A 25,361-nucleotide genomic window follows, 5' to 3' on the forward strand; every position below is an offset into this window, starting at 1 on the left:
GCCCGAAACCCTAGCTCAGTGCCCACTCAGTGGGCCGTACCGCTGAGTTGCAGGCCGATGACGCCGGCGATCACCAGCGAGATCGAGACCAGCTTGAGCACCGAGCTGGTCTCGTTCAGGAAGACCATGCCGTAGATCGCGGTGCCGGCCGCGCCGATGCCCGTCCACACCGCGTAGGCGGGGCCCACCGGCAGGCTCTTCAGCGAGAGGGTGAGCAGGCCGAAGCTGCCGAGGGCGAACACGCAGAAGCTGATGGTGGGCCAGAGCCTGGTGAAGCCCTCGCTGAGCTTGAGGTTGATCGCGAAGCCGGTCTCCAGCAGGCCGGCCAGGACCACCAGGGCCCATGCCATCCGTGCCCTCCCTGTCGATCGACGGTCGGACCGGGTACGGCCCGACTTTCCTATGATCACCAGCCGGGAGCGCTCCGACACCTCGAACGGGCCACCGGTCCGGGGAGCGGGCGGCGGCGCCTCAGTCCGCCTCGCCCTCCTTGCTGGCCAGCAGGCGGCGCAGCGAGTAGAGCCGGGCGGCCTCGGCGTGGCCGTCGGCCACCCAGGCGTCCAGCGCGCAGTCCGGCTCGTCGTGGCTGCACGCGCGCGGGCAGTCCGCCGTGCCGGGCTCCAGGTCGGGGAAGGCGTGGATGACCCGGGACGGGTCGATGTGCGACAGGCCGAAGGAGCGGAAGCCGGGCGTGTCGATCACCCAGCCCGGGTCCAGCGCCCGCTTCGAGCCCGGCCTGGCCCCGGGCGGCGGGGGCAGCCGCAGCGCCAGGGCGGAGACGGTGGTGTGCCGACCGCGGCCGGTGACGGCGTTGACGTGCCCGGTCTGCCGCCGGCGGTCCGGGACGAGCGCGTTGACCAGGGTGGTCTTGCCGACGCCGGAGTGGCCGATGAACACCGTGGACAGCCCGCGCAGGTGTTCGCGGACGGCCTCGGCGCCGGTGGTCTCCAGCTCGTCGCGGCGGGTCACCACGTAGGTGATGCCCAGCGGGGCGTAGGAGTCCAGCAGCGTGGACGCCGGGGCGAGGTCGGACTTGGTGAGCACCAGCAGCGGCTCCATGCCCGCGTCGTACGCCGCCACCAGGCAGCGGTCGATCAGCCGGGGGCGCGGCTCCGGATCGGCCAGCGCGGTCACGATGGCCAGCTGCTCGGCGTTGGCGACGACGATCCGCTCGTACGGGTCGTCGTCGTCCGCGGTGCGCCGCAGCACCGAGCTGCGCTCCTCGACCCGGACGATCCGGGCCAGGGTGTCGGCGTCCCCGGAGAGGTCGCCGACCAGGTTGACCACGTCGCCGACGACGACGCCCTTGCGGCCCAGCTCGCGGGCCTTCATGGCGAGGACCTCGCGCTCCTGCTTCGTCCCCGGGTCGACCAGGCAGGTGATCCGGCCGCGGTCGACCGTCAGCACCATCGCCTCGGCGGCGTCCTCGTGCTTGGGCCGGATCCGGGTCCGCGGCCGGGAGCCCCGGCGGGCGGGGCGGTTGCGGATGTCGTCCTCGTCGGCGTCCTTGCCGTAGCGGCGCATGTGCTCAGTCTCCGCTCAGACGCCCGCCGCCGCTGCGCCGAGCAGCTCGGACCACATCCCGGGGAAGTCGGGCAGGGTCTTGGCGGTGGTGGCGACGTTCTCGACGTCCACGCCGGGCACGGCGAGGCCGAGCACGGCGGCGGCGGTGGCGAGGCGGTGGTCCTCGTAGGTGTGGAAGATCCCGCCGTGCAGCGGGCGCGGGCGGATCCGCAGGCCGTCCTCGGTCTCGGTGACGTCGCCGCCCAGGTCGTTGATCTCCTTGGCGAGCGCGGCGAGCCGGTCGGTCTCGTGCAGGCGCAGGTGGGCGATGCCGTACAGGTGGGACTCGGAGTCGGCGAGCGCGGCGACGGCGGCGATCACCGGGGTGAGCTCGCCGACGTCGTGGAGGTCGGCCTCGATGCCGTGGATCCGGCCGCCGCCGGTGAACTGGAGCCCCTCGTCGGTGAACTCGCAGGCGCCACCCATCCGGGTGTAGATCTCGCGCAGCTGGTCACCGGGCTGGGTGGTGTGCTTGGGCCAGTCCCGCACGGTGACCCGGCCGCCGGTGACCAGCGCGGCGGCGAAGAACGGCGCCGCGTTGGAGAGGTCCGGCTCGACCACCAGGTCACGGCCGATCAGGGCGCCGGGGGTGACCCGCCAGACGTCCTTCTCGCCGCCGTCCTCGGGGGCGTCGACCTGGGCGCCGGCCAGCCGGAGCATCTCCACGGTCATCCGGATGTGCGGCAGCGAGGGGACCGGGCCGCCGACGTGGCGGACCTCGATGCCGTGGTTGTAGCGCGCGCCGGACAGCAGCAGGGCGGAGACGAACTGGGACGAGGAGGAGGCGTCCAGCTCGACCGGGCCGCCGTCCAGCGAGCCGGTGCCGTGCACGGTGAGCGGGAAGGCGCCGCGGCCGCCGTCCTCGATCCGGGCGCCGAGCGCGCGCAGGGCGTTGATCACGCCGTGCTGGGGGCGCTCGTAGCAGCGCGGGTCGCCGTCGAAGTGCACCGGGCCGTCGGCGAGGACGGCGAGCGGGGGCAGGAAGCGCATCACGGTGCCGGCGTTGCCGACGTCGACCGAGGCGGGGCCGAGCAGCGCGGGGGCGGGGATGACCCGCCAGGCCTCGCCGCCGCCGATGCCGCCGGAGTCGTTGTTGACCTTCTCCTCGATGGTGACCCCGAGGGCGCGCAGGCCGTCGGCCATCAGCTGGGAGTCGCGGCTGCGCAGCGGGCGCCGCACCCAGCCCGGTCCGTCGGCGAGTGCCGCCAGCACCAGGGCCCGGTTGGTGACCGACTTGGAGCCGGGGATGGTCACGGTGGCGTCGACGGGGCTGGTCGCGACGGGGGCGGGCCACAGGGTCTCGGTCATGGGGCAAGTCTAGGGGCCGTGCGGGAACGACTCGGCGGGCGGCCGCACGGGAGGGCCCGGTCGGGCGGCGGGTGTCAGGACAGCGGCTGGAGCAGCCAGGCGGCGCCGAGGGCGAGGCAGGCGAGGGCGACGAGCAGGAAGACGGCGACCCAGGCGAGGGCGGGCACGTGGGTGAGCCGGGCGAGCTGGTCGGCGTCGGAGTCGCGGGCCCAGCCGATCCGGCGCTGGTGCTGGAGCTCCAGGACGGGGCGGACGGCGCCGAAGAGCAGGAACCAGCAGCCGAGGTAGGCGAAGCCGGCCTGGACCTCGGCGCTGCCGAACCAGGAGACCAGGAAGAAGGCGCCGCCGGCGACCAGCACGGTGAGGAAGCCGAAGGCGTTGCGGATGCGCAGCAGCAGGGCGAGCAGCAGCAGGATCGCCAGCCACAGCAGCAGGGTGATCCGGTCGGCGGCGAGCAGCGCGGCGCAGCCGAGGCCGAGCAGGGCCGGGGCGGTGTAGCCGGCGGCGGCGGTGAGGACCATGCCGGGGCCGGTGGGGCGGCCGTAGGAGAGGGTGAGCCCGGAGGTGTCCGAGTGCAGCCGGATGCCGGCCAGCTTGCGGCCGGTGGCCAGGGCGACCAGGCCGTGGCCGCCCTCGTGGGCGATGGTGACGGCGTTGCGGGCGACGTGCCACAGCGGGCGTGCCAGGACGGTGAGCAGGGCGGCGGCGCCGGTGGCCAGGACCAGCCAGCCGGGCGGGGCGGCCTGGGTGCCCGTCACCTGGTTCCACAGGCCGCCGAGGGTCTCGTCGTTCGCGTACAGCATCGGGTCCTCTCCGCCTGCGCTCGCCGCGCGGCCGCCGGGTACGGCCGTTCGGGGCAGCCTCCCACGGGAGGACGGGCGGGAGGCAGGGGGCGGTTCTGTTCCGCGGGCGGATGAGCGGACGGACGGATGGGCGGATGAGCCGATGGCCGGACCGGTGGACGGACGGGCGGGCCCCGGCCGCGGGCGGCATGGCAAGCTGGCCCGCATGTGCGGTCGGTTCGCAGCCAGCAGCAAGCCCGAGGACATCGTCGGGCTGTTCGACGTCGAGCACTGGGATCCCGCGGAGACCCTCGACCCGAACTGGAACGTCGCGCCGACCGACAGCGCGTTCGTGGTGCTGGAGCGGCCGGCGAAGGAGCGGCCGCAGCCGCTGCGCCAGCTGCGGGTGCTGCGCTGGGGGCTGGTGCCGCAGTGGTCGAACTCCGCCGAGACGGCGGTGAAGATGATCAACGCCCGGTCCGACACGGTGCACGAGAAGCCCTCGTACCGGCAGGCCTTCGCCGCGCGCCGGTGCATCCTGCCGGTGGACGGCTACTACGAGTGGCAGACGGTGCCGGGGGAGCGCGGCAAGGCGCGCAAGAAGCCGTACTTCGTCTCCCGGGCGGACGGCACCCCGCTGGCGCTGGCCGGGCTGTACGAGTTCTGGCGCAACCGCGCGGTGCCGCCCGGCCACCCGGAGGCCTGGCTGGTGACGTTCACGATCGTCACCACGGACGCCGAGGAGGCGCTGGCGCCGATCCACGAGCGGATGCCGCTGTTCCTGGACCCGGCGGACTGGGACGCGTGGCTGGACCCGCGGCGCACGGACCCGGACGGGCTGCGCCCGCTGCTGGTGCCCCCGCCGCCGGGCGCGCTGCTGGCCACGCCGGTCTCCCCGGCGGTCGGCAGCATCCGCAACAACGGTCCGGAGCTCAAGGAGCCGTGGGCCGAGGACGAGTACGAGACCACCCTGTTCTGATCCGAACCCGCCTGGAGCACCGCGATGAGCACCACCGAACTGGTCCCGACCGAGGCCGGGGACGCCCGGATCAGCTACCACCGGGCCGAGCGGCCGGCGGCCGTGCTGGCGCTCGGCCACGGCGCGGGCGGCGGGATCGGGGCCCGGGACCTGGCGGCGCTGGCCGGGCGGCTGCCGGCCCGGGGGATCACCGTCGCGCTGGTCGAGCAGCCCTGGCGGGTGGCGGGGAAGAAGCTCGGCCCGGCGCCCGCGGCGCTGGACGCCGCCTGGCGGCCGGTGGCCGCGCGGCTGGCCGGGCAGGGGCTGCCGCTGGTGGTCGGCGGGCGCAGCGCCGGAGCGCGGGTGGCCTGCCGGACGGGCGCGGTGAGCGGGGCGGTCGGGGTGGTGGCGCTGGCGTTCCCGCTGCACCCGCCGGGCAAGCCGGAGAAGAGCCGGGCCGGGGAGCTGCTGGAGTCGGGGCTGCCGACGCTGGTGGTGCAGAGCGCGGCGGACCCGTTCGGCGGGCCGGCCGAGTTCCCGCCCCTGCCGGCCGGGCACGAGCTGGTGGCGGTGCCGTACGGCAGCCACGGCTTCGAGGTGCCCAAGCGGGCGCCGGTGGGGCAGGAGGAGGTGCTGGACCTGATCTGCTCGTCGGTGGGGGACTTCGTGCTGCGGCTGGTGTGAGGCCGTGAGCGGGGAGCTCCCGCTCGCTCACGCGTACGAGTGAACGGTGGGCCGGGGCGGGAATGCGGGCGGGGGGCGGGTGGTTGTCGTGTCCGTCAGCACGAGTCACCGGTGAGAGGCAGGGCAGATGGGTTCGATCGCGTGCCCCGAACGGCCTGAGGAGCGCGAGGCCACCGCGGCGTTCGCCCCCTCGTGGTCGGACTGGATCGACGCGGGCGAGAAGCCCGTCAGCCCGATATCCTCCATTTCTGGGCGGCCCACCGTGGGCCGTACCCGTCATGCCGAGGAGGTGGGTCCGGTCGTCGGGACCGAGCACGAGGCCGATCCGGGCCGTGGCCCGGGCGACGCCCTGCCCACGGGCGAGGCGCTCACCGGTGAGGAGCTGGCCGAGGCGATCGGTGAGGACACCTACCGGGTGTCGGCGGAGGAGAGCGAGGAGGCCCGGCGGGAGCGCTTCGAGCGCGACGCCCTGGGCTACCTGGATCCGATGTACTCGGCGGCGCTGCGCATGACGCGCAACCCGGCCGACGCGGAGGACCTGCTCCAGGAGGCGTTCGCCAAGGCGTACGCGTCCTTCCACCAGTTCCGCGAGGGCACGAACCTCAAGGCCTGGCTGTACCGCATCCTCACCAACACGTTCATCAACTCGTACCGCAAGAAGCAGCGGGAGCCCCAGCGCACCGCGGCGGAGGAGATCGAGGACTGGCAGCTGGCCCGGGCCGAGTCGCACATGTCGACCGGTCTGCGCTCGGCCGAGACCCAGGCGCTCGACCACCTCCCCGACAGCGACGTGAAGGACGCGCTCCAGGCCATCCCGGAGGAATTCCGGATCGCCGTCTATCTCGCGGACGTAGAGGGCTTTGCGTACAAGGAGATCGCGGACATCATGGGTACTCCCATCGGTACGGTGATGTCCCGGCTGCACCGCGGCCGCCGTCAGCTGCGCGGCATGCTGGAGGACTACGCCCGTGAGCGCGGGCTCGTCCCGGCCGGCAGCGGGGCAGGGCAGGAAGCGAAGGGCTCGGGCTCATGAGCTGCGGCGATCCGCACGAGACGGAGTGTGGCGAGGTCCTCGACCACCTCTATGAATTCCTCGACAACGAGATGCCCGAGGGCGACTGCGCGAAGTTGCGCGAACACTTCGAGGAGTGCTCGCCCTGCCTGCGGCAGTACGGGCTGGAGCAGGCGATCAAGGCGCTGATCAAGCGCTCCTGCGGGTGTGACGACACCCCGGCCGACCTGCGCAGCAAGGTGCTGGCCAGGATCGACTCGATCCGGGCCGGGCAGCGCTCCGGCGAGCAGCTGGTGGTCTCGGTGGAGACCACCGTGGAGTTGCACGCCGAGTCGGCGCGGCCGGCGCCCGGGCCGGGCAAGAGCGCGGGGTCGGAGCCGGGCGAGCGCTCCGGAGCCCCCGTCGAGGCCGGCGCCCAGGTGGAGTGACGTTTCGGCGCCCCCGGGGGCGCCGGACGGTCCCGTCCGGTGACGGCTCGTCGGCCGGGCTCGGTGGCGGCTCCGCGGGCGAACGGCCGTACGGTGCCCGGCCGGGTGGTCGGGTGCCGGGTGCGGTAGCCCGCCCGCCCGCCGGAGGGTGCGCGTCGGACGGTTCGGACAAGAAGGGCAGCGGCCCCGGGAGCACACGCTCCCGGGGCCGCTCCCGTTCTGCTCGCATGCGCCCCTCACTCGATCGAGTGAGTTAGCGGTGCGCCAACTGCGCCATCGCGCCATCATGCGTCCCTGCGCCGGGGCGGCGGCCTATTCTCCTGACGGACGCTCACCGTCGGTCCGCCCGACGCGTGGGGGCAACACGGTGTCCGTACGGCGGGGAGGTCGAGATCGCTACCGACTGTGGAGGATCGACCCTGCCGCGAGGGGCGGCGTGCTACCTGGTGGCCGTCCCGGTGGCGGCGCTGTGCTGCCTGGTGCCGCTGCTGCCCGCCGCGGCCGCCCCCCGGACGCCGCACTGGCTCGGCGCGCCGGTGGACTGGCCCAAGGTCGGGCTGCTGGCCTTCCTGCACGGCTGCTGCGAGTCCGTGGCCCGGGGCCTGCCCACCCCCTGCCTGGTGCTGGTGCGCCGGCTGCTGCGCCGGCCGCCGCCGCCCGAGCGGGCGCCCGGCCGGCCCGGGGTGAACGCCTTCTTCCCGGTGCTGTTCGCCGGGGCGCTGATGCTCCCGCCGTCCGCCTCCGCGCTGGTCGCCGCCCCGGCCGCGCTGCTCGGCGGGCCGACCGGGCGCGGCTGCCGCCCGCGCCAGCTGTTCAACGGCTCCCAGCTCGCGCTGTGCGCCTTCGCCTCCTCGGCCGCCTTCCACCTGCTGCACGGCCCGCAGCTGCTGCTCGGCTCCCGCTTCCCGGCCGCGCTGCTGCCCGGGTTCGCCGCCGTCGCGGTGTTCTGCCTGGTCAACGGGGCGGTGGTGGGCGTGATGCTGATGCTCAGCGAGGGCCGCCGCGCCTGGGTGCTGCTGCGCGGGGCGCACTCCGCGTGCGGGCTGCCGGTGCTGGTGCACGCGGCCGGCGGGCTGATGGTCGCGGTGCTCTGGCAGGGCCCGTACGGCGCGTTCGCGGCGCTGCTCGCGCTGCTGCCGCTGTCCATCTCGGCCTGGGTGTTTGCCCAGGGCCAGCGCGAACTGGACGCCCACCAGGCCACCGTGCAGTCGCTGGTGCAGGCGGTGGAGATCAAGGACTCCTACACCCGGGGGCACAGCGAACGGGTCGGCCGGGCCTCGGTGCTGATCGCCACCCAGCTCGGCATGGAGGCCGAGCGGCTGCGCACCCTGCGCTTCGCCGGGATCCTGCACGACGTCGGCAAGCTCGGGGTGGCCACCGAGCTGCTGCGCAGAAACGGTCCGCTGACCGAGGCGGAGCGCCGGGCGGTGGAGATCCACCCGGTCTACGGGTACGAGCTGGTGCGCGGCATCGACTTCCTCGGCGAGGCGCACGCCGGGATCCTGCACCACCACGAGCGGCTGGACGGCCGGGGGTACCCGAGCGGGCTGGCCGGCGACCGGATCCCCGAGTTCGCCCGGATCATCTCCGTCGCCGACGCCTTCGACTCGATGACCTCCACCCGCTCCTACCGGCGCGGGCGGCCGGTCGGCGAGGCGGTCGCGGAGCTGGAGCGCTGCTCGGGCAGCCAGTTCGACCCGGTGATGGTGCGGGCGCTGATCGACGCGCTGGCCGAGCACGACTGGCAGCCGGTGGTGCACGACGAGGACTGCCTCCAGGCGGTGCCGGACATCCCGCTCGGGGTGCCCGAGCCCGCCCGGGCGGCCCCGGGCGGGGTACCGCCCCAGGGCGGGGGCGTCACCGCGGCCGGGCAGCCGTGAGGGCCGCCGGGCGGGCGGCCGCCGGCTTCGCCGCCGTCGGCCGGGGTGTCGCGGGGCGGGGCGTCGCGGGGCGCGCCGCCGTCGGGCGGGCGGTGTTCGGGCCCCGGGCCCCCGGGGTCGGGGCCTCGGGGGTCAGGGCGTCGGGGCACGGGGCGTCGGGGCGTGGGGCGTCGGGGTGCGCGCCCTGTGGGCGCACCGCGCGCGCGGTGCACGCGACGGCCGCCGCGCTGGTCGTGCTCGCCCTGGGCGCGGTCGCGGTGCGCGGGGTCGCGGAGCCCGGGGTCGCGCTGGCGTTCGCCACGCTGATCGCGGTCGGCGAGTGCGTGCGCATCACCCTTCCGGGGGATCGGGAGCAGGCGCCGATCGGTGCGGCCGGCGCGCTGGCGTACGCCCTGCTCGGGCCGCTGCGCGGGGTGCCGACGGCGCACGGGACGCTCCAGGTGGTCGCGGTGACCGCGGCCGGCCTGCTGCTGGGGCGGCTGGCCGACCTCGTCCTGCCGCGGCGCGCTCTGCGGGGCGGTCCCGGGCCCGCGCCCGGCGCTCCGGGGGACGCGCGCGGCGCTCCGGGTCATGCGCTCGGCCGTCCGGGGGATGCGCCGAGCCTTCCGGGGCCCGAGCTGGGCCGTCTCGGGCGTCCGTCCGGCCGTCCCGGGCCCGGTCGGACGCCCGGGGGCGACCCGGCCCGCCTCGACGGGGCCGCCCGCCGGGTGCTCGCCGTCGGCTTCGCGGCCGCCGTCTTCCAGCCGCTCTACAACGGCGGCCTGGTCGACCGGTTCTCGCCCGAGGGCCCGGCGTACGGGGCGTTCCTGACCGCCGTCGCCGCGCTGGCCGCGCTCTGCGACGCGACCCTCGCCGCGCTGCTGCGCCGCTCCGGCGGCGGGCCGCGGTTCCCGGCGGCGCTGGAGGACGAGCTGCGCTCGCTGTTCGGCATCGGCTCGGCGATCGTCGCCACCGGGATGCTGGTCAGCCTGGCGGCCGGCGAGGTCGGGCTGTGGGCGCTGCCGCTGTTCTGCACCCCGCTGCTGCTCGCCCAGATGTCCTTCCGGCGGGCCGCCGCCGTGCGGGCCACCACCGGGCAGACCATCGCCAGCCTCGCCCGGGCCACCGAGCTGGCCGGCTACACCCCGCACGGGCACGCGCGCAGGGTCGCGGACACGGCGTGCGCGCTGGGCCGCGAGCTGGGCCTGGGCACCCGCGAGCTCGCTCTGCTGGAGTACGCCGCCCTGATGCACGACGTCGGCCAGCTGTCCCTGGTCGAACCGGTGCCGGACGGCGCCACGGCGCTGCTGCCCTGCGCGGAGCAGCAGCGGATCGCCCGCCTCGGCAGCGAGGTGATCAGCCGCACCGGGGTGCCCCGGGAGGTCGCCGAGCAGGTCGCCCGGCTGGCCGATCCCTGCACCGGGCCCGCCTGCGGCGACGGCGCGGTGCCGCTCGCCTCCCGGATCATCCGGGTCGCCAACGTCCACGACGAGCTGCTGACGGCCGCCCGCGGCCGCGGCGTCGGCGAGGCCGTCGGACACCTGGAGGCGCTGGAGGTGCTGCGGCTGGGCCGTGGCCGGGTCTACGACGCGCGCGTGGTGGACGCGCTGGCCAGGGTGGGCGGCCGGGCTGCCTGCCGCTGAGGGCGGGCTGTCGCCGCGCGCGGCTCTGTCGCCGCGCCCGGGCCGGGGCGTGCGCGGGTCGGCCGGGTGTGCCCGGGCCGGGGAGTGCGCGGGCCGGGGTGCGGCCGGGCGCGCGGCTCCGGCCGTCCGCGCGCGGTGCGGGGCCCGGGAGCCGGGTTCCGGCCGTCAGGGGTTGAGCGGGCGGGATCGGACAGGCAGGCTGGGGAGGGGCGGGCCCCAACCTCGACGGTGGGGAGCGCGGGCGGGGGCGGGCGTGGTTGGATGCGGTCGTAGCGTGGAACACCGACCCGGGGCACCGGGCCCCGAACGCCGTGCGAGGCGGTAAGGGCACGGTGGCACGGGACTTGAGCGGACGACGACGGCAGGGACGAACGTGAGGATCTTCCACCGGGCACGGCACCGGCCGTCCGCCACCTGGCGGCAGACGACCGACCGGGCCTTCACGCTGATCGGCGACGGCCGCTACGAGGACGCCGGCGCGCTGCTGGTGATGGCCGCCGACCTGGAGCCCTGGCTCTCCGACTCCTGGTTCAACCTGGCCCTGCTGCACAAGTTCCGCCGGGACTGGGAGCAGGCCCGCTCGGCCGGCCTGCGCGCCGTCGCCCTGCTGGACCGCGAGCACGGCGCCCCCGACTGGTGGAACCTCGGCATCACCGCCACCGCCCTCCAGGACTGGCCGCTGGCCCGCCGCGCCTGGCAGGCGTACGGGCTGAAGCTGCCCGGCGGCGCCGCGCAGCAGGACGGCCCGGTCAGCCTGGACCTCGGCACCACCCCGGTGCGGCTCTCCCCGGACGGCGAGTCCGAGGTGGTCTGGGGCCGTCGGCTGGACCCGGCCCGGATCGAGGTGCTGTCCATCCCGCTGCCGTCCTCCGGCCGCCGCTGGGGCGAGGTGGTGCTGCACGACGGCGCCCCGCACGGCGAGCGGGTCACCGACGGCGTCGCCTACCCGGTGTTCGACGAGATCGAGCTGTGGGCGCCCTCCCCGGTGCCGACCTACGTGGTGCTGCTCCAGGCCGCCACCGCCGGGGACCGCGACGCGCTGGAACGGCTGGTCGCCGACGCCGGCTACGCCGCCGAGGACTGGACCTCCTCGGTGCGGCTGCTGTGCCGGGCCTGCTCGGAGAGCCGGATGGCCTCCGACGACGGCGTCGCCGCCCACCACGACCCGCACGACGACGGTGACGCCGCCCACCCGGGCCACCTCAGCCACCTCAGCCAGGGCGGCGCCGCCGGGATGTCCTGGCTGGTCGAGCGGGAGTGCGGGATCGCCGCCCCGGCCCACCTGGTGCGCACCCTGCTGGACCGCTGGGTCGCGGCCGCCCCCGGAAGCCGGGCTTACCGGGATCTCGAAGAAGTGTGCTGAGTACCCTGGTGAGGTAACGCGTACACCGACGGAAGCGGAAGACATGGCGGAGCAGGCCGAGCAGCACGAGCACGAGCACGACGTGGAGGGGACGGCGCCCGAGACGCCCGTGAAGGTGATCGGCGAGGAGCCCGACCTCAGCAAGGGCACCGCGCGCCCGATCACCGTCGTCGGCAACCCGGTGCTGCACCGCGAGGTCAAGGACGTCACCGTCTTCGACGGCGAGCTGTCCGCGCTCATCGACGACATGTTCCAGTCGATGTACGCCGCCGAGGGGGTCGGCCTCGCCGCCAACCAGATCGGCGTCGACCTCAAGGTCTTCGTCTACGACTGCCCGGACGACGAGGGCGTGCGCCACATCGGCCACGTGGTCAACCCGGTGCTGGAGGAGTACCCGGCCGACCGCCGCCGGGTCCTGGACGACGGCAACGAGGGCTGCCTCTCCGTCCCCACCGCCTACGCCGAGCTGGCCCGCCCGGACTACGCGGCGGTCACCGGCGTCGACAAGGACGGCAAGCCGATCCGCGTCGAGGGCACCGGCTTCTTCTCCCGCTGCCTCCAGCACGAGACCGACCACCTGTACGGCACCCTCTACATCGACAAGCTGTCGAAGCGGGACCGCAAGGACGCCCTGAAGCAGATGGCCGAGGGCACCCCGAAGTACGCGACCGTCCCGAACGAGTAGGCGCAGGGCGGCAGTCGGCGGGGCCGGTACGGGGATTCCGTACCGGCCCCGCGCGCCTGCGGGGCGGCGGGGCCGGCCGAGGTCACCTGATGGGGGCCCAGGACTGGGAGTTCGAGCCGCTGGGGGCCTTGGTGGTCGCGAAGTCGCCCGGGTAGGTGCTGGTCCGGTCGAGGGCCAGTCCGGTCTGCGGGTTGGTGAGCGTCACGGTGCCGTTGCTCCTGGTGAGCTTCCACTTCTGGTACGCGTTGGCGGGGTCGAAGGCCTTGACGGTGACCGTGCCGCCCGCGGCGGCGGGGGCCGTGAGGGTGAGCGGCTGGTAGCAGGCGTCGGAGACCCGTACGGTGCCGTCGGAGTTCGCGTCGACCTTCCACTGCTGCCCCCACGAGAGCGCGGCGGCGGTGGTGACTTCGACGTTCGCGCCGGTGGCGCCGTTGCACCCGCCGACGCGGTTGAGCACCTGGTAGCCGCCGTCGGTGAGGACGTGGGACTTCCCGTCGCCGACGATCGTGGGCCCGTAGTCGATGGCGTGCGGGACCAGCTTGGCGAGCGCCGTGCTGCCGGTGGGCAGCGGCGGGTTCGCCGCCGGGCGGGCGGTGGTGAAGTAGGCGGAGAAGGTCAGCGGCTTCTGCGCGGCGAGCGCGGAGATGGTCCCGCTCCAGTCGGAGTCGACCCCGCGCCACAGGTCGAGGAGCGAGCCGGCGACGTTGCCCTCCACGACGTCGCCGACGCCCCAGTCGGCGCCGTAGACGAAGTCCTGGCTGCTGCCGTCGCTGAAGACGAAACGGGAGTCGCCGAGAACGTAGGCGGCGGAGGCGGTGGCGAAGCCCTCCCCCCACGCGCACCCGGCGGGGATGTCGTACCGGATGGAGTGCGACTGGCAGGTGAAGCTGTCCGGCCACGGGCCGTTGAAGAGGTGGTGCATGAGGAAGTGGCTGGCCTCGTGCAGGATCAGGTGCTCGGAGTCGGCGTTGGCGCCGGTGAGGAAGACGGTGTTCTGCGAGGGGCTGTACCACCCGGTGCCGTTGCTCCCGGGGTCCCACCAGTCGACGGTGAGCGTGGTGCAGTGCCCGTTCGGCTCGTTGGCGGTCCAGCACCAGCTGGTGGGGTTCGCGCGCTTCCAGTACAGGGAACTGATGGTGTCGAAGACGTGCCAGGCCCGGGCCGTGGCCGCCGGGGGCTTGGCCGTGCCGATGTTCCGGTTGCCGGTGACGTCGGAGAGGGCCGGCAATTCCATGGTGTAGTACCGGCCGCTGTCGACGACCCGCCACTCGGCGCCGAGGGATGCCGCCCAGACCTTCACCCACACGGTGCTCAGCGAGGTGGTCGTGGTGGGGGTGTAGCAGAGGTTGTAGCTGCCGTCGTCGAGGCTGGTGGCCCCCACGACATTGAGCGCGTGCGCGGTGTCGGTGCTCTTCTCGGCGCCCCACAGCTCGACGACGGCGTCGCGGAGCGGCTTGGTGCGGGTGGGTTTGGCCGTTCCGTCCTCGGCGGACCGGTAGTCGTACTGGAGTGCGCCGCTGATGCAGATCGGGGTCGCGGCCCGCGCGGCGGTGGCCGTGAGCGGGACGGCGGCCGCGGCGGCGAAGAAGGCCGCGGTGGCCAGGGCGGCGGCCCGGCGGGGCAGTCGCAGTCGGACGGTCATGTCGATCCTCCCGGTGGGTGTCTTCGGCGGAGTGCTGCGCTCCCCGGGGCGGACGACGGCGATGGTGCGCGACGGCGCGGGACGGTGTCGAACATCCGGCCGCGCCACCGTCGTTCGCTGCCGATCGACTCCGGTCCGCCTCATGGTCGGGGGGCCGTCACCCGTGCGGTAGAGCGCACAGTCGAGCTCCCGGGGGCGCGCGTCGGCGCGCGGGGCGGTGAACGCACCCGCACGCACCCGCGCCCGGAGTCGCCCCGGCGGGGCGGTACGCGGGACCGGCACGGGCCGGGCTGCTCGGAGCGACGGCAGCGCGGGACGTCGGACCGGTCGACTTCCCGCGCGCGACGGGCGGAGGTGTCCGTGTCACGTCTCGTGGCGGTGCCCGGTCCACCGGGTGGGTGCGGGCGCCGACGTCCGTGCCGTTGCCGCCGAGAGAGGGGAACGACCGTGGAGACCCTGACCGTTCGACGCGTCATCGCCGCACCGATCGAGGACGTCTTCGACTGGTGCGCCACCACCACCAACTACACCCGCTCCCCGCTCGTCCTGCGGGCCCGGCTGGCCCGCCCGGGCGCCGGCGCGCCGTACGGCGTGGGCGCGGTGCGGCTGCACACCTGGGCGATCGGCTGGTTCCGCGAGCGGGTCACCACCTACGACCGGCCGCACGGCTTCGACTACACGGTCGAGCGCAGCGTGCCGCCGTCCCGGCACGAGCTCGGCCGGATGACCTTCACCGAGGCCGCCGGGGGGACGGAGGTCGTGTGGACCACCACCTTCCAGGTCCGCCTGCCCTTCGGCGCGGCCCTCACCCGGGCGCTGGCCAAGCCCCTCATCGCCCGCACCTTCGACCGCATCCTGGCTGCCGCCGACGCCGAACTCGGCGCGCGGCCCCGGGCCTGAGCGCCGTACCGCTGCTGCCCGGCGCGAACGCCGGGCAGCAGCGGGGGAGTTCAGCGCCGAGTGAGTCAAGCCGGGGGAGTTTCCGACCGAATGAAACAACGGGGGTGCCCCGCACGGGCTGTGGCCGTGCGGGGCACCCCTGTCGTATCCGTACTCCTAGAAGTCGTCGTCGAAGGAGACCGAGCCCTCGACGGCGACCTGGTACGCCGACACCCGGCGCTCGAAGAAGTTGGTCAGCTCCTGGACGTTCTGGAGCTCCATGAAGCCGAACGGGTTGGTGGACCCGTAGCGGATCGGCAGGCCGAGCCGCGCGAGGCGCTGGTCGGCCACGGCCTCCAGGTACTGGCGCATGGACTCGGTATTCATGCCCGCGAGACCGTCGCCGCACAGGTCCTGGGCGAACTGGAGCTCGGCCTCGACGGCCTCCTCCAGCATCTCCGTGACCTGCTTGGCCATCTCGTCGTCGAAGAGGTCGGGCTCCTCCTCGCGCACCGTGTCCACGACCGACATCGCGAAGTCCATGTGCATGGACTCGTCGCGGAAGACCCAGTTGGTGCCGGTCGCCAGACCGTGCAGCAGGCCACGGCTCCGGAACCAGTACACGTAGGCGAACGCGCCGTAGAAGAACAGCCCTTCCACACACGCCGCGAAGCAGATCAGGTTGAGCAGGAACGCCCGCCTGTCCTCCTTCGTCCGGAGCGAGTCGATGTGGTCGACCGCGTTCATGTACTTGAAGCAGAACTTGGCCTTCTGCGCGATGGAGGGGATGTTCTCCACCGCCGCGAACGCGGCCGCGCGGTCCTCCGGGTCGGGCAGGTAGGTGTCCAGCAGCGTCAGGTAGAACTGGACGTGCACGGCCTCCTCGAAGAGCTGGCGCGACAGGTAGAGCCGCGCCTCCGGGGAGTTGATGTGCTTGTAGAGGCTCAGCACCACGTTGTTGGAGACGATCGAGTCGCCGGTCGCGAAGAACGCGACCAGTCGCCCGATGAGGTGGCGCTCGCCCTCGTTGAGCTTCGCCAGGTCGGCGACGTCCGAGTGCAGGTCCACCTCCTCCACGGTCCAGGTGTTCTTGATCGCGTCCCGGTACCGGTCGTAGAACGACGGGTAGCGCATCGGACGCAGGGTCAGCTCGAAGCCGGGGTCGAGCAGCATCTTGCGGTCTTCGGACTGGGACATTACTGGCAGGCCTCGCAGGACTCGGGGTTCTCCAGGGAGCAGGCGATGGCGGCCTCCTGCTCCGGGGTGAGGGCGGGGGTGTTCACGGGCACGGGCGCCGGCGCCGCCGTGCGCGCGGTGCCGGAGGCGGCCTGGGCGATGCGGGTGGCCGGGCGCGAACGCAGGTAGTAGGTGGTCTTGAGACCGACCTTCCACGCGTAGGCGTACATCGAGCTGAGCTTGCCGATGGTCGGCGCCGCCATGAACAGGTTCAGGGACTGGCTCTGGTCCAGGTACGGCATCCGCGCCGCGGCCAGGTCGATCAGCGCGCGCTGCGGCAGCTCCCAGGCCGTCCGGTACAGCGACCGCACGTCGGCCGGCAGCCAGTTCAGCTCCTGCACCGAGCCGTTGGCGTCGCGCAGCGCGTCGCGGGTCTGCTGGTCCCAGACGCCGAGCTCCTTGAGCTCGCGCACCAGGTACGGGTTGACCTGGAGGAACTCGCCGGACAGCGTCTCGCGCTTGAACAGGTTGGACACCTGCGGCTCGATGCACTCGTACACGCCGGCGATGGACGCGATGGTCGCGGTCGGCGCGATGGCCAGCAGCAGCGAGTTGCGCAGGCCGGTCTCGGCGATCCGGGCGCGCAGCGCGTCCCACTTCTCGGCCCACTGCGGGGCGGCCGACGGGAAGTGGTCGATGTGCAGCTCGCCGCGCGCGGCGCGGGTCTCGCCGTACGCCTCGTGGCGGCCGAGCTGCTCGGCCAGGTCGGCGGAGCGCTCGTACGCGGTGAGCATGATGCGCTCGGCGATGAGGGTGGACAGCCGGGCGGCCTCGGGGGAGTCGAAGTCGATCCGCAGCTTGAAGAAGACGTCCTGGAGGCCCATCACGCCCAGGCCCACCGGCCGCCAGCGGGAGTTGGAGGTGCCCGCCTCGGTGGTCGGGTAGAAGTTGATGTCCACCACGCGGTCGAGGAACGTCACGGCGGTGCGGACGGTGGCGTCCAGCCGCTCCCAGTCCATCGCGCCGAGGAGGTCGGAGGCCGACGCGCCCGCGGCCACGTGGGCGCCGAGGTTGACCGAGCCCAGGTTGCAGACGGCGGTCTCGGAGTCGTCCGTGACCTCCAGGATCTCCGTGCACAGGTTGGACGAGTGCACGGTGCGGCCCGGCAGCGCGGTCTGGTTGGCGGCGCGGTTGGAGGCGTCCTTGAAGGTCATCCAGCCGTTGCCGGTCTGCGCCAGGGTGCGCATCATGCGGGCGTACAGGGTCTGCGCCGGGATGGTGCGCACGGCCTTGCCGGCCAGCTCGGCCTTGCGGTAGGCCTCGTCGAACTCGGCGCCCCACAGGTCGACCAGCTCCGGCACGTCGGCCGGGGAGAACAGCGACCAGTCCTGGTCGGCGTTGACCCGGCGCATGAACTCGTCCGGGATCCAGTGCGCCAGGTTGAGGTTGTGGGTGCGGCGCGCCTCCTCGCCGGTGTTGTCGCGCAGCTCCAGGAACTCCTCGATGTCGGCGTGCCAGGTCTCCAGGTAGACGCAGGCCGCGCCCTTGCGGCGGCCGCCCTGGTTGACGGCGGCGACGGAGGAGTCGAGGGTGCGCAGGAACGGCACGATGCCGTTGGACTTGCCGTTGGTGCCGCGGATCAGGCTGCCGCGCGAGCGGATGCGCGAGTAGGACAGGCCGATGCCGCCGGCGTGCTTGGACAGCCGGGCGATCTGCGCGTAGCGGTTGTAGATCGAGTCCAGGTTGTCCAGCGGCGAGTCGAGCAGGTAGCAGCTCGACATCTGCGGGTGGCGGGTACCGGAGTTGAAGAGCGTCGGAGAGGAGGTCAGGTACTCCAGGCGGCTCATCAGGCCGTACAGCTCGGCCACCTCGCGCACCGACTGCTCGCTGTCGCCGACCGCCAGGCCGCAGGCGACGCGGAGCAGGAAGTGCTGCGGGGTCTCGATCACCTTGCGGGTGATCGGGTGGCGCAGCAGGTAGCGGGACTGCACGGTGCGCAGGCCGAAGTACTCGAAGCGGTCGTCGCCCTCGGTGTCGACCAGCGCGTCCAGGGCGGCGGCGTGCTTGGCGACGAAGGCGGCGGTGGTGTCGCCGATCAGGCCCTCGGCGTGGCCGACGGCGATCGAGGCGGAGAAGGACACCGAGCCCTGGCTGTTCGCCTCGTCGACGATCTCCAGGGCGAGCAGGCGGGCGGCCAGCTTCGAGTACTGGGGGTCCTCGGCGATCATCGACGCGGCGGCGTCCACGGCCAGCCCGCGCAGTTCGGCGAAGTCCGAGCCGGCGTGACGGCCGCGCAGCGCGGCGGCGGCGACATGGCCGGGGTCGACCTCGGTGAGGTCGGAGCTGCGGTCGGTGAGCAGCCGCAGCAGGGCGCCGCCGGGGTCGGAGACCGTCGGGTCGGTGAAGGCGGTACCGGAGCCCTGGGCGGGCAGGGTGGCTGAGGCGGCGGTGGTCAAGGCGCTCTCTCCTGGCGGCGATCGGCGGCGGTGATCGGGGGCACCGGGCCGATCGGGGCAGGGGAGCACGGCACGAACGCAGACGGCGTCGCGCGACGGTGACTCCCCGGCCCGCCCGCGAGGCCCGGAGGGGTACTGCTCGTGCCGGCGCGGCCTCTGCGGGAGGGCCGTGGCGCACACCGTCGGCAGGTACTCGGACTCGCGGGGTACGGCTGCTCCAGCCGCCCGCACACCGCTGCGGGGCAGTCCCGGATTCGCACCGGGTTCCCCTGCATCGACAGCAGAAGCGAGCATACATGTAGTGGTGTCTCCCTGAAGCGACCCCAGATGTAGTACGGCGTCGCGTGTCGGGGCGATGACCGGCCGTACCGGGAACGTGGCGCCCGGAGGCCTTCGAAAGGCCCGGGGCCGGGGCGGCGGAGTCCTGGTTTCGATACGGAATGGTCACCGGGAGGACCGGCCGTCGCGGTGATGCCCTACGATCTGGGCGCATGAGCGACGGAACCGGCGTCCCCGGCCACGGGCCGCAGGGAACGCCTCCCGCCGGGCCGGGGGGCGCACAGAATCAGCAGCCGGTGGTACCTGGGCCGGTACCGCCGCCGAGCGGGGGTTTCGGGCCGCCGCCCGCCTCCTACGGGCCGGTCGTGCCGGCGGCGCAGCCGGTCGCCCAGCCCGTTCCGCCGATGCCGCAGCCGGTCCCGCCCCCGCCGCAGCCGGTTCCGCCCGCACCGCAGCCCGTGCCACCGGTCGGGCAGCCGCAGCCGCACCCGCAGCCGGTCGGGCAGCCCCAGTGGCACCTCCAGCAGCAGCCCCACCAGCCGGTCCCGCCGCAGCGGGTCGAGCCGGACTGGGACGCGCTGGCGGACCGCAACGAGGCCGACGCCAAGCGCCGCCGCCGGCTGAAGGCCGTCGGCGTGGTGGCCGCCGTCGCCGTCGTCGGCGGCCTGGTCGCCGGCGGTGTGCTGCTGTTCAAGGGCAAGAAGGACGACGGCTCCCCGGTGGCCGCCAAGACCACCGGGCCGGTCGCGTCCCCGAGCGCCTCCGGCACGCCGGACGACCCGTCGAAGCCGATCTGGGAGGCCGCCACCGACCCGGCTCCGCAGGACGCGGGAGCGCTGTTCTCCGCGCTCCAGGTGACGATCAACGGCGCCACCTGGAACCGGACCGTCGTGACGCTGGACTCGCCCTGCTGGGACGGGAACTCCACGACCGGCGGTCTGGGCAAGGTCCTCGGCGACCAGGGGTGCCAGCAGGTGCTCCGGGCGACGTACGTCTCCGGCGAGAGCGCCGTCACCGTCGGGGTGGCGGTGTTCGACCACCGCATCCAGGCCGAGACGGCGCTGAAGAACTTCGCCGGGCAGCTCAAGGGCGCGCCCGCGGCCGGCTCCCCGGCCTTCTGCGCCGCCGCCGGCTGCACCGGGACGCACAACAGCCTGGGCCGGTACGGCTACTTCACGGTCGAGGGCTCGGCGAAGGGCGGCAACGCCCCGGACGCCACGGCGACCGCGGCGGCCTCCGGCTTCGCCGAGCACGTGAAGGGGCAGCTGCTGAAGCGCGCCAAGGCCGCTTCCTCGGCCGCGCCCGGAGTCCAGGGCACCCCGCCGGCGTCGGCGGGCTGACCGGCGACGACGCCCCGCCGCCGGCGGGCTGACCTGCTGTGACACCCCGGCGCCCCGGCCGACCGCTCGCGGGGGCCGGGGGAGTGTGGCAGGCTCTCGGGACAGTCATTTCGCATGTGTGTTCCGGTTGCGTCCGTGGGGGGCGGCGCCGGCGAGCAACCGGAGGAGCGGTCCGTGGCCCTGCCCAGAGCCCTGCGCGGCAAGACCGCCGTCCTGGCCGCGGCCGGGGCCGTCGTCGCGGCGGGAGCGGTCGTCCTGCTGGACCACGACGGCCGGGCCGACGGCGAACAGCCCCCGAGGGTCCCGGTGTCGGTCGGCCTGCCCGGGCGCACCCTGCCGCCGGAGGTGGGCCGGGACCTGCTCGCCCGGGATCCGCAGGCCTCGCCGAACGCCCGCGCCGTCCAGCAGTTCCTCGCCGACCTGGAGGCCCAGGCCCGCACCGGGCAGAGCGGCGGCACGGTGATCGGCCAGCACGTCGAGGCGCACAACGAGCGCAACAACCCCGAGTACGGGGACTACCGGGGCACCAAGCAGGTCGGCTACTACTACCGGAAGGCCGCCGACATCACCGGCAAGCTGCCCGGCTTCGTGGAGACCGACCTCGGCCCCGGCTACGGCCAGAACGGCTGGGGCGTCGGCAACCCGCGCTCCTACTCGGCCGGCCGCTGGCCGACCTGCCGGGCCGGCTGGCAGTACACCGACGACGCCGTCGACCTGCTCGCCGCGGTCTGGGACGGCCACCCGCGCGCGGAGGACGGGAGCTACGGCGCGGCGGGCGTGCAGCAGAACTGCGACGGCAGCAGCACCGAGCTCCCCGACAACGGCGGCGGCCCCGCCGGGATCGTCGGCATGTCCTTCCACCAGCCCTACCCCGGTTCGGACGTCAAGTCCTTCGACCGGGTGCTCTGTTCGAACTCGCCCGCGGCCAAGGACCCCGACTGGTTCGGCCGGGTCGTGGACGGTGCGCACGACACCGCCGAGTACCGCGCGCTGATCACCGACCTGTCCTACCTGGCCGACCACCTGGAGTACCTGGCCGCCCGCGACGTGCCGGTGCTGCTGCGCCCGTACCACGAGATGAACGTGCTGGACTGCTCCCGCCGGTTCTGGTGGGCCGGCCAGAGGCCCGCCGACTACCAGGCGCTGTGGAAGATCACCTACCGGTACCTGGTGGAGACCAGGGGGCTGCACAACCTGCTGTTCGTCTGGACGCCGGTCTCCTGGGACGGCGCCCCGGGCGTGGACCCCTGGGACTACTACCCGGGCGCCCAGTACGTGGACGTGGTCGGGGTGGACGACTACAGCGGCAGCCCGGCGCACCCGATCGGCACCGGCGAGGTGTGGACCAAGCGGTACTACGACGGGCTCGCCGGCTACGGCAAACCGCGGATGCTCGCCGAGTCCTTCGCCGTCCCGGTCAACTCCCGCCAGCCGGAGACCCTGCGGCGCACGCCCTGGACGGTCTGGACGGTCTGGGGGCAGTCGCTCACCGCGAACAACCTGTCCCCGGACCAGCCGCGCAACTCGGCCGCGGACGTCACCGCCACCTACCGCAGCCCGCTGGCGCTCACCGGCGGCTCCGGCACGTTCGGTGCGAACGTCGACTGGGGCGGCCTGCACGTGCGGTGAGCCGACGACAGGTCTGCCGCGGTACCCGCGCTGTGAGATGGGCCGCACCGGGCGGTTGCGCTGAACGGGTGGAATTCCGGCTCCGTTGCGCCGTGTGGCATCCTGTGGCGGCGAAGCCGAGGGCGGGCGAACGGCCGGGGACTGGCCCGGAGGGGGCGGGGGATACGGGATGACACGCACGGGTCCGATGCGCGCGGCCGGCGCGGTGGCCGTCGGCTGGGGCGTGGTGCTGCTCGGCTGGGCCGGCTACAACTGCTTCGGCCAGGTCGGCGCCGTCACCTACCTCAAGGGCGTCTTCTACTACGGCGGGTCCTCGGTGACCGCCGAGACCGGGAGCCTCAACTACGGCCTGCTGTACCTGGCCTCCGGCATCCTCCTGCTGCGCGGCCGCGGCTGGGCGCTCGGCGTGGCGGCCGGCGTCGCGCTGGTCGAGGGGTACAACCGGGTGCGCAGCCTGACCGGCGCGCTGCTGGACGAGCCGCAGCGGAAGTGGTTCACCGGCACCACCGAGGGCTGGTTGAAGCTCGCCACCTTCGGGCTCGGCGTGCTGGTCAGCGCGGCGGTGATCGCGCTGCTGGCCCGGTCGGTGTGGCGCGAGCAGCCGGGGACGGCCCTGGCACCGGCGCCGGTGCCGTACCAGCCCCAGCCCGCCTGGGGGCAGCCGCAGCCGTACCCGCAGCCCCAGCCCCAGCCGTACGCGCAGCCGCAGCCCCAACCGCAGCCCGCCTGGCCGCAGCCCCTCCCCGGGCAGCCGCAGTCCCAGCCGCAACCGGGCTGGGGGCAGCCCGTGCCGGGCCCGGCGCCGATGCCGTACCCGCCGCAGCCGGCCCAGCCGTGGCCCGCCGCCCCGCCGCAGCCCGGCGCCCCGGCCCCCGGCCCGACGGCCACCGGCCCGGTGCCGCCGGCGGACCGGCCGCCGCAGGGCTGACCACCGGCGGCCGACCGCCCGTTAACGAGCGTGCCCCGCCCGGGGCCTGGACGACACCAGACGAGGAACTCCTTTCGCCATGCCATCGACGACCGCCGAGCGGACGGTGCTGACCACGTCCCGCGAGGCAGCCCGGCTCGCCGAGCGACAGATGTCGTGGAAGCCCCGGGTGATGCCGTTCTACATCTCCTTCACGATCATCTTCGCGTTCTCGGTGTGGGCGTACGTGCCCAACCCCACCCCGCTCGGGTGGGCGATCACCATCCTGTGGGGCATGCCGGTCTTCGGCGTGCTGATCGGTTTCCAGGGCGTGCTGATGGTCCGCCGCCGGCTGCGCCAGGTCAGCCGGATGACCCCGGCCGCGCCCGTCGAGGACGACTTCCTGATCGTGCTGGTGCCGACCATCGGCCGGCACGACACCTACCCGGCGCTGGAGCGCTCGGTGCTCTCGTACGTCGAGCACCTGCCGCCGTACTTCCCGTGGATGCGGGTGGACATCCTCACCGAGGAGGGCTGCGCCGCCGCGGAGAAGATCGACGAGCTGGCCGAGCGGAACCCGCTGATCCGCGTGGTGACGGTGCCGAAGGCGTACGAGACGCCCAACGGCACCAAGTTCAAGGCCCGGGCCAACCACTACTCGCACGAGCTGCGGATCGAGGAGGGCGAGGCCGAGGACGACGTCTGGGTGCTGCACATGGACGACGACACCGGTGTCGGCCCGGACACCGCCGCGGCCGTCGCCCAGTTCGTCAACCGGCAGCGCCGGGCCGGGGACGACGCCAAGCACATGGCCCAGGGCATCCTGACGTACCCGCGCGAGAACGCCGTCTCCACCTTCACCTGGCTCGCCGACGCGATCCGCCCCGCCGACGACATCGCCCGCTTCCGCGCGATGACCGGCACCGGCACCCCGATCGCGGGCGTGCACGGCGAGCTGCTGATCGTACGCTCCTCCGTGGAGGCCACCATCGGCTGGGACTTCGGGCCGAAGACCATCGTCGAGGACGCCCAGATGGCGCTCAACTTCTGCCAGCGCTACCCCGGCCGCAGCGACTGGTTCAACGGCCGCTGCTACGGGGCCTCGCCGGCCGGCGTCAAGGACTTCCTCAAGCAGCGCGAGCGGTGGGCCTGGGGCCTGGTGGCGCTCTGCTTCAACAGGACGATCCCGCTGCGGTACCGGCTGTTCATCGGGATGGGCATGGTCAGCTGGGTGCTCGGCCCGCTGCAGCACGTCGGCCTGGTCCTGCTGGTGGCGTGGTTCACCGGCACCTGGAACACCTCGCCCGTCACCCAGTCCGTGGTGCTGGTCTGGTCGATCAACTTCGCCTACGTCATCTGGACGTACTGGGAGGGGCTGCGGCTGAACGTGGTGGCCTCGGCCAACCACCGGCGCAAGTGGTGGGAGCCGATCGTGGTGGTGGCGGCCATCCCGCTGTTCTCCTTCCTGGAGGGCTGGGGCGGGCTGAGGGGACTGATCAAGTTCCTGAAGCGCGAGGAGAACAAGTTCGTCGTCATCGCCAAGCCGGCCTGATCGGAGGTCACGACCGTGAAGCGCCCCGTCATCTTCATCCTCCCGACCGTGGTGGTCGCCCTCACCGTCGCCGTCCCGATGGTCTGGGGGGACCACCCGGTCAAGTTCGACCACCAGCGCCCCACCGCGGTGCACTGGGCCGGCGCGCCGACCGAGCAGGGCCGGGTCTGGGGCTTCGGCAAGGACGCGCCGCCGGTGGAGGACACCGGCCCCAGGGTGGCCCGCCCGTGGACCAAGGGCAGCCCCGAGTGGGGCGTCCAGGTGTACTGGCTGGACGACCCGGAGGACCCGGACAGCTTCGTCCAGGGCAAGGTCGACCGCATCGTGAAGTACGTGGTCGGGCTGAACGCCAACGCGCTGTCGGTGACGTTCCCGTACTACACCACCGGCCCGAGGTCGAACGCCGTCGCGGCGCGGCCGACCACGCCGTCCCCGGAGCGGCTGGCACTGCTGCTGGACGCCGCCCACCGGGCCGGCCTGCGCACCACCGTGCGGCCGATCATGGACGAGGAGGTCTTCGACTACGCCGCCACCGGGGTGTGGCGCGGCAACATCGCGCCCGCCGACAGGGACGCCTGGTTCGCCAGCTACACCGCCTTCCTGACGCCGTACCTGAAGACCGCGCAGGAGCACGCCGCGACGGAGTTCACCGTCGGCACCGAGTTCAACTCGCTGGAGAACGACCCGCACTGGGCCGGCCTGATCGAGCAGGCCCGGAAGACCTTCCGGGGCCAGCTGGTGTACGACGCCAACTGGGACAACTGGTCGAAGGGCCCGCTGCCGCTGCCCACCGACGGGACGGGGGTGGACGCCTACTTCCCCGCCAAGTCGGCGGGCGACGACGCCCCGGTGGCCGACCTGGTGGCCAGCTGGAACGGCTGGCTCGACAAGCGGGGCACGGGGCCGCAGCCGGCCACCAAGCTCACCGAGGTGGGCATCCCGGCGCAGAAGGGCGCCTACAAGACGCCCGGCGACTTCTACACCAAGCGGGAGCTGAACGAGCCCGTCCAGGCCGCCTGGTTCACCGCGGTCTGCCAGGTGGCGCAGGAGCGCAAGCTGGGCGGGGTGTACTTCTGGTCGCTCTACTTCGGCATCGACCCGACGCTGCCGACCAACCAGGACACCCCGCGGATGGACTTCGCCGGGCGCCCGGCCTCCGAGCAGGCGATCCGCAACTGCTTCGCGCAGTCCTACGAACTGCCGCCCGCCTGAGGCG

General features: G+C 73.8%; 21 protein-coding genes and 1 riboswitch. Of the genes, 14 read left to right on the plus strand and 7 right to left on the minus strand.

Annotated elements, in window-relative coordinates; translation table 11 throughout:
* Positions 1-26 precede the first annotated feature (26 nt).
* The 4 genes from ACH5AR_RS25795 to ACH5AR_RS25810 form a co-directional block, all read right to left on the minus strand.
* Positions 27-350 (minus strand): DMT family transporter, encoded by a 324-nt coding sequence (locus ACH5AR_RS25795; RefSeq protein ID WP_396303874.1) that lies wholly within the window; start codon positions 348-350, stop codon positions 27-29.
* A 121-nt stretch (positions 351-471) separates the two neighbouring features.
* Positions 472-1,524, minus strand: coding sequence for a ribosome small subunit-dependent GTPase A (gene rsgA / locus ACH5AR_RS25800; RefSeq protein ID WP_396303875.1), 1,053 nt, complete (start codon positions 1,522-1,524; stop codon positions 472-474).
* A 15-nt stretch (positions 1,525-1,539) separates the two neighbouring features.
* On the minus strand, positions 1,540-2,871 hold the full coding sequence (aroA, locus tag ACH5AR_RS25805) for a 3-phosphoshikimate 1-carboxyvinyltransferase (protein WP_396303876.1): 1,332 nt from the start codon (positions 2,869-2,871) through the stop codon (positions 1,540-1,542).
* Positions 2,872-2,945: 74 nt separating this feature from the next.
* The gene (locus ACH5AR_RS25810) at positions 2,946-3,674 is read right to left on the minus strand and encodes a M50 family metallopeptidase (RefSeq protein ID WP_396303877.1); all 729 of its coding nucleotides are present in this window, start codon (positions 3,672-3,674) and stop codon (positions 2,946-2,948) included.
* Between the two features lie 205 nt (positions 3,675-3,879).
* Here ACH5AR_RS25810 and ACH5AR_RS25815 point away from each other — a divergent pair, with 205 nt between their 5' ends.
* The 8 genes from ACH5AR_RS25815 to def all read left to right on the plus strand — a co-directional run bounded on the left by ACH5AR_RS25815 (position 3,880) and on the right by def (position 12,285).
* On the plus strand, positions 3,880-4,632 hold the full coding sequence (locus ACH5AR_RS25815) for an SOS response-associated peptidase (RefSeq protein ID WP_396303878.1): 753 nt from the start codon (positions 3,880-3,882) through the stop codon (positions 4,630-4,632).
* Between the two features lie 24 nt (positions 4,633-4,656).
* Positions 4,657-5,295: an alpha/beta family hydrolase gene (locus ACH5AR_RS25820; protein WP_396303879.1), complete on the plus strand. Its 639-nt coding sequence runs from the start codon at positions 4,657-4,659 to the stop codon at positions 5,293-5,295.
* A 382-nt stretch (positions 5,296-5,677) separates the two neighbouring features.
* Positions 5,678-6,328: a sigma-70 family RNA polymerase sigma factor gene (locus ACH5AR_RS25825; RefSeq protein ID WP_049655069.1), complete on the plus strand. Its 651-nt coding sequence runs from the start codon at positions 5,678-5,680 to the stop codon at positions 6,326-6,328.
* On the plus strand, positions 6,325-6,735 hold the full coding sequence (gene rsrA / locus ACH5AR_RS25830) for a mycothiol system anti-sigma-R factor (protein ID WP_396303880.1): 411 nt from the start codon (positions 6,325-6,327) through the stop codon (positions 6,733-6,735). The genes ACH5AR_RS25825 and rsrA overlap by 4 nt, the downstream gene beginning before the upstream one ends.
* A 446-nt stretch (positions 6,736-7,181) precedes the next feature.
* Positions 7,182-8,615: an HD-GYP domain-containing protein gene (locus tag ACH5AR_RS25835; protein ID WP_396303881.1), complete on the plus strand. Its 1,434-nt coding sequence runs from the start codon at positions 7,182-7,184 to the stop codon at positions 8,613-8,615.
* A gap of 206 nt (positions 8,616-8,821) precedes the next feature.
* On the plus strand, positions 8,822-10,237 hold the full coding sequence (locus tag ACH5AR_RS25840; protein WP_396303882.1) for an HD-GYP domain-containing protein: 1,416 nt from the start codon (positions 8,822-8,824) through the stop codon (positions 10,235-10,237).
* Positions 10,238-10,610: 373 nt separating this feature from the next.
* The gene (locus ACH5AR_RS25845) at positions 10,611-11,600 is read left to right on the plus strand and encodes a tetratricopeptide repeat protein (protein ID WP_396303883.1); all 990 of its coding nucleotides are present in this window, start codon (positions 10,611-10,613) and stop codon (positions 11,598-11,600) included.
* Positions 11,601-11,643: 43 nt separating this feature from the next.
* Positions 11,644-12,285 (plus strand): peptide deformylase, encoded by a 642-nt coding sequence (gene def, locus ACH5AR_RS25850; protein ID WP_396303884.1) that lies wholly within the window; start codon positions 11,644-11,646, stop codon positions 12,283-12,285.
* Between the two features lie 82 nt (positions 12,286-12,367).
* Here the strand turns inward: def and ACH5AR_RS25855 are convergent, their stop codons facing one another.
* On the minus strand, positions 12,368-13,927 hold the full coding sequence (locus ACH5AR_RS25855) for an RICIN domain-containing protein (protein ID WP_396303885.1): 1,560 nt from the start codon (positions 13,925-13,927) through the stop codon (positions 12,368-12,370).
* 447 nt (positions 13,928-14,374) lie between these two features.
* Between ACH5AR_RS25855 and ACH5AR_RS25860 the strand changes: the two genes are divergently transcribed.
* Positions 14,375-14,827: an SRPBCC family protein gene (locus ACH5AR_RS25860; protein ID WP_396303886.1), complete on the plus strand. Its 453-nt coding sequence runs from the start codon at positions 14,375-14,377 to the stop codon at positions 14,825-14,827.
* 156 nt (positions 14,828-14,983) lie between these two features.
* Here the strand turns inward: ACH5AR_RS25860 and ACH5AR_RS25865 are convergent, their stop codons facing one another.
* Positions 14,984-16,003, minus strand: coding sequence for a ribonucleotide-diphosphate reductase subunit beta (locus ACH5AR_RS25865; RefSeq protein ID WP_396303887.1), 1,020 nt, complete (start codon positions 16,001-16,003; stop codon positions 14,984-14,986).
* The gene (locus ACH5AR_RS25870) at positions 16,003-18,414 is read right to left on the minus strand and encodes a ribonucleoside-diphosphate reductase subunit alpha (protein WP_396303917.1); all 2,412 of its coding nucleotides are present in this window, start codon (positions 18,412-18,414) and stop codon (positions 16,003-16,005) included. The genes ACH5AR_RS25865 and ACH5AR_RS25870 overlap by 1 nt, the downstream gene beginning before the upstream one ends.
* 190 nt (positions 18,415-18,604) lie before the next feature.
* Positions 18,605-18,749, minus strand: a riboswitch (cobalamin riboswitch).
* Between the two features lie 426 nt (positions 18,750-19,175).
* Between ACH5AR_RS25870 and ACH5AR_RS25875 the strand changes: the two genes are divergently transcribed.
* The 5 genes from ACH5AR_RS25875 (at position 19,176) to ACH5AR_RS25895 (ending at position 25,357) form a co-directional block, all read left to right on the plus strand.
* On the plus strand, positions 19,176-20,057 hold the full coding sequence (locus tag ACH5AR_RS25875; protein WP_396303888.1) for a hypothetical protein: 882 nt from the start codon (positions 19,176-19,178) through the stop codon (positions 20,055-20,057).
* Positions 20,058-20,231: 174 nt separating this feature from the next.
* Positions 20,232-21,686: a glycoside hydrolase family 26 protein gene (locus ACH5AR_RS25880; RefSeq protein WP_396303889.1), complete on the plus strand. Its 1,455-nt coding sequence runs from the start codon at positions 20,232-20,234 to the stop codon at positions 21,684-21,686.
* 169 nt (positions 21,687-21,855) lie between these two features.
* Positions 21,856-22,614, plus strand: coding sequence for a hypothetical protein (locus ACH5AR_RS25885; RefSeq protein WP_396303890.1), 759 nt, complete (start codon positions 21,856-21,858; stop codon positions 22,612-22,614).
* A gap of 79 nt (positions 22,615-22,693) precedes the next feature.
* Positions 22,694-24,145 (plus strand): glycosyltransferase family 2 protein, encoded by a 1,452-nt coding sequence (locus ACH5AR_RS25890; RefSeq protein WP_396303891.1) that lies wholly within the window; start codon positions 22,694-22,696, stop codon positions 24,143-24,145.
* Positions 24,146-24,160: 15 nt separating this feature from the next.
* Positions 24,161-25,357, plus strand: coding sequence for a glycoside hydrolase family 113 (locus ACH5AR_RS25895; RefSeq protein WP_396303892.1), 1,197 nt, complete (start codon positions 24,161-24,163; stop codon positions 25,355-25,357).
* The last annotated feature ends 4 nt before the right edge of the window (positions 25,358-25,361 follow it).

The organism is Kitasatospora sp. NPDC018619 (genome assembly GCF_044391605.1).
Classification (GTDB): domain Bacteria; phylum Actinomycetota; class Actinomycetes; order Streptomycetales; family Streptomycetaceae; genus Kitasatospora.

Coding starts and splice junctions, on each gene's coding strand:
- ACH5AR_RS25795 (WP_396303874.1), bottom strand. CDS start 350: ATGGCATGGGCCCTGGTGGTCCTGGCCGGCCTGCTGGAGACCGGCTTC.
- rsgA (WP_396303875.1), bottom strand. CDS start 1,524: ATGCGCCGCTACGGCAAGGACGCCGACGAGGACGACATCCGCAACCGC.
- aroA (WP_396303876.1), bottom strand. CDS start 2,871: ATGACCGAGACCCTGTGGCCCGCCCCCGTCGCGACCAGCCCCGTCGAC.
- ACH5AR_RS25810 (WP_396303877.1), bottom strand. CDS start 3,674: ATGCTGTACGCGAACGACGAGACCCTCGGCGGCCTGTGGAACCAGGTG.
- ACH5AR_RS25815 (WP_396303878.1), top strand. CDS start 3,880: ATGTGCGGTCGGTTCGCAGCCAGCAGCAAGCCCGAGGACATCGTCGGG.
- ACH5AR_RS25820 (WP_396303879.1), top strand. CDS start 4,657: ATGAGCACCACCGAACTGGTCCCGACCGAGGCCGGGGACGCCCGGATC.
- rsrA (WP_396303880.1), top strand. CDS start 6,325: ATGAGCTGCGGCGATCCGCACGAGACGGAGTGTGGCGAGGTCCTCGAC.
- def (WP_396303884.1), top strand. CDS start 11,644: ATGGCGGAGCAGGCCGAGCAGCACGAGCACGAGCACGACGTGGAGGGG.
- ACH5AR_RS25855 (WP_396303885.1), bottom strand. CDS start 13,927: ATGACCGTCCGACTGCGACTGCCCCGCCGGGCCGCCGCCCTGGCCACC.
- ACH5AR_RS25865 (WP_396303887.1), bottom strand. CDS start 16,003: ATGTCCCAGTCCGAAGACCGCAAGATGCTGCTCGACCCCGGCTTCGAG.
- ACH5AR_RS25885 (WP_396303890.1), top strand. CDS start 21,856: ATGACACGCACGGGTCCGATGCGCGCGGCCGGCGCGGTGGCCGTCGGC.
- ACH5AR_RS25890 (WP_396303891.1), top strand. CDS start 22,694: ATGCCATCGACGACCGCCGAGCGGACGGTGCTGACCACGTCCCGCGAG.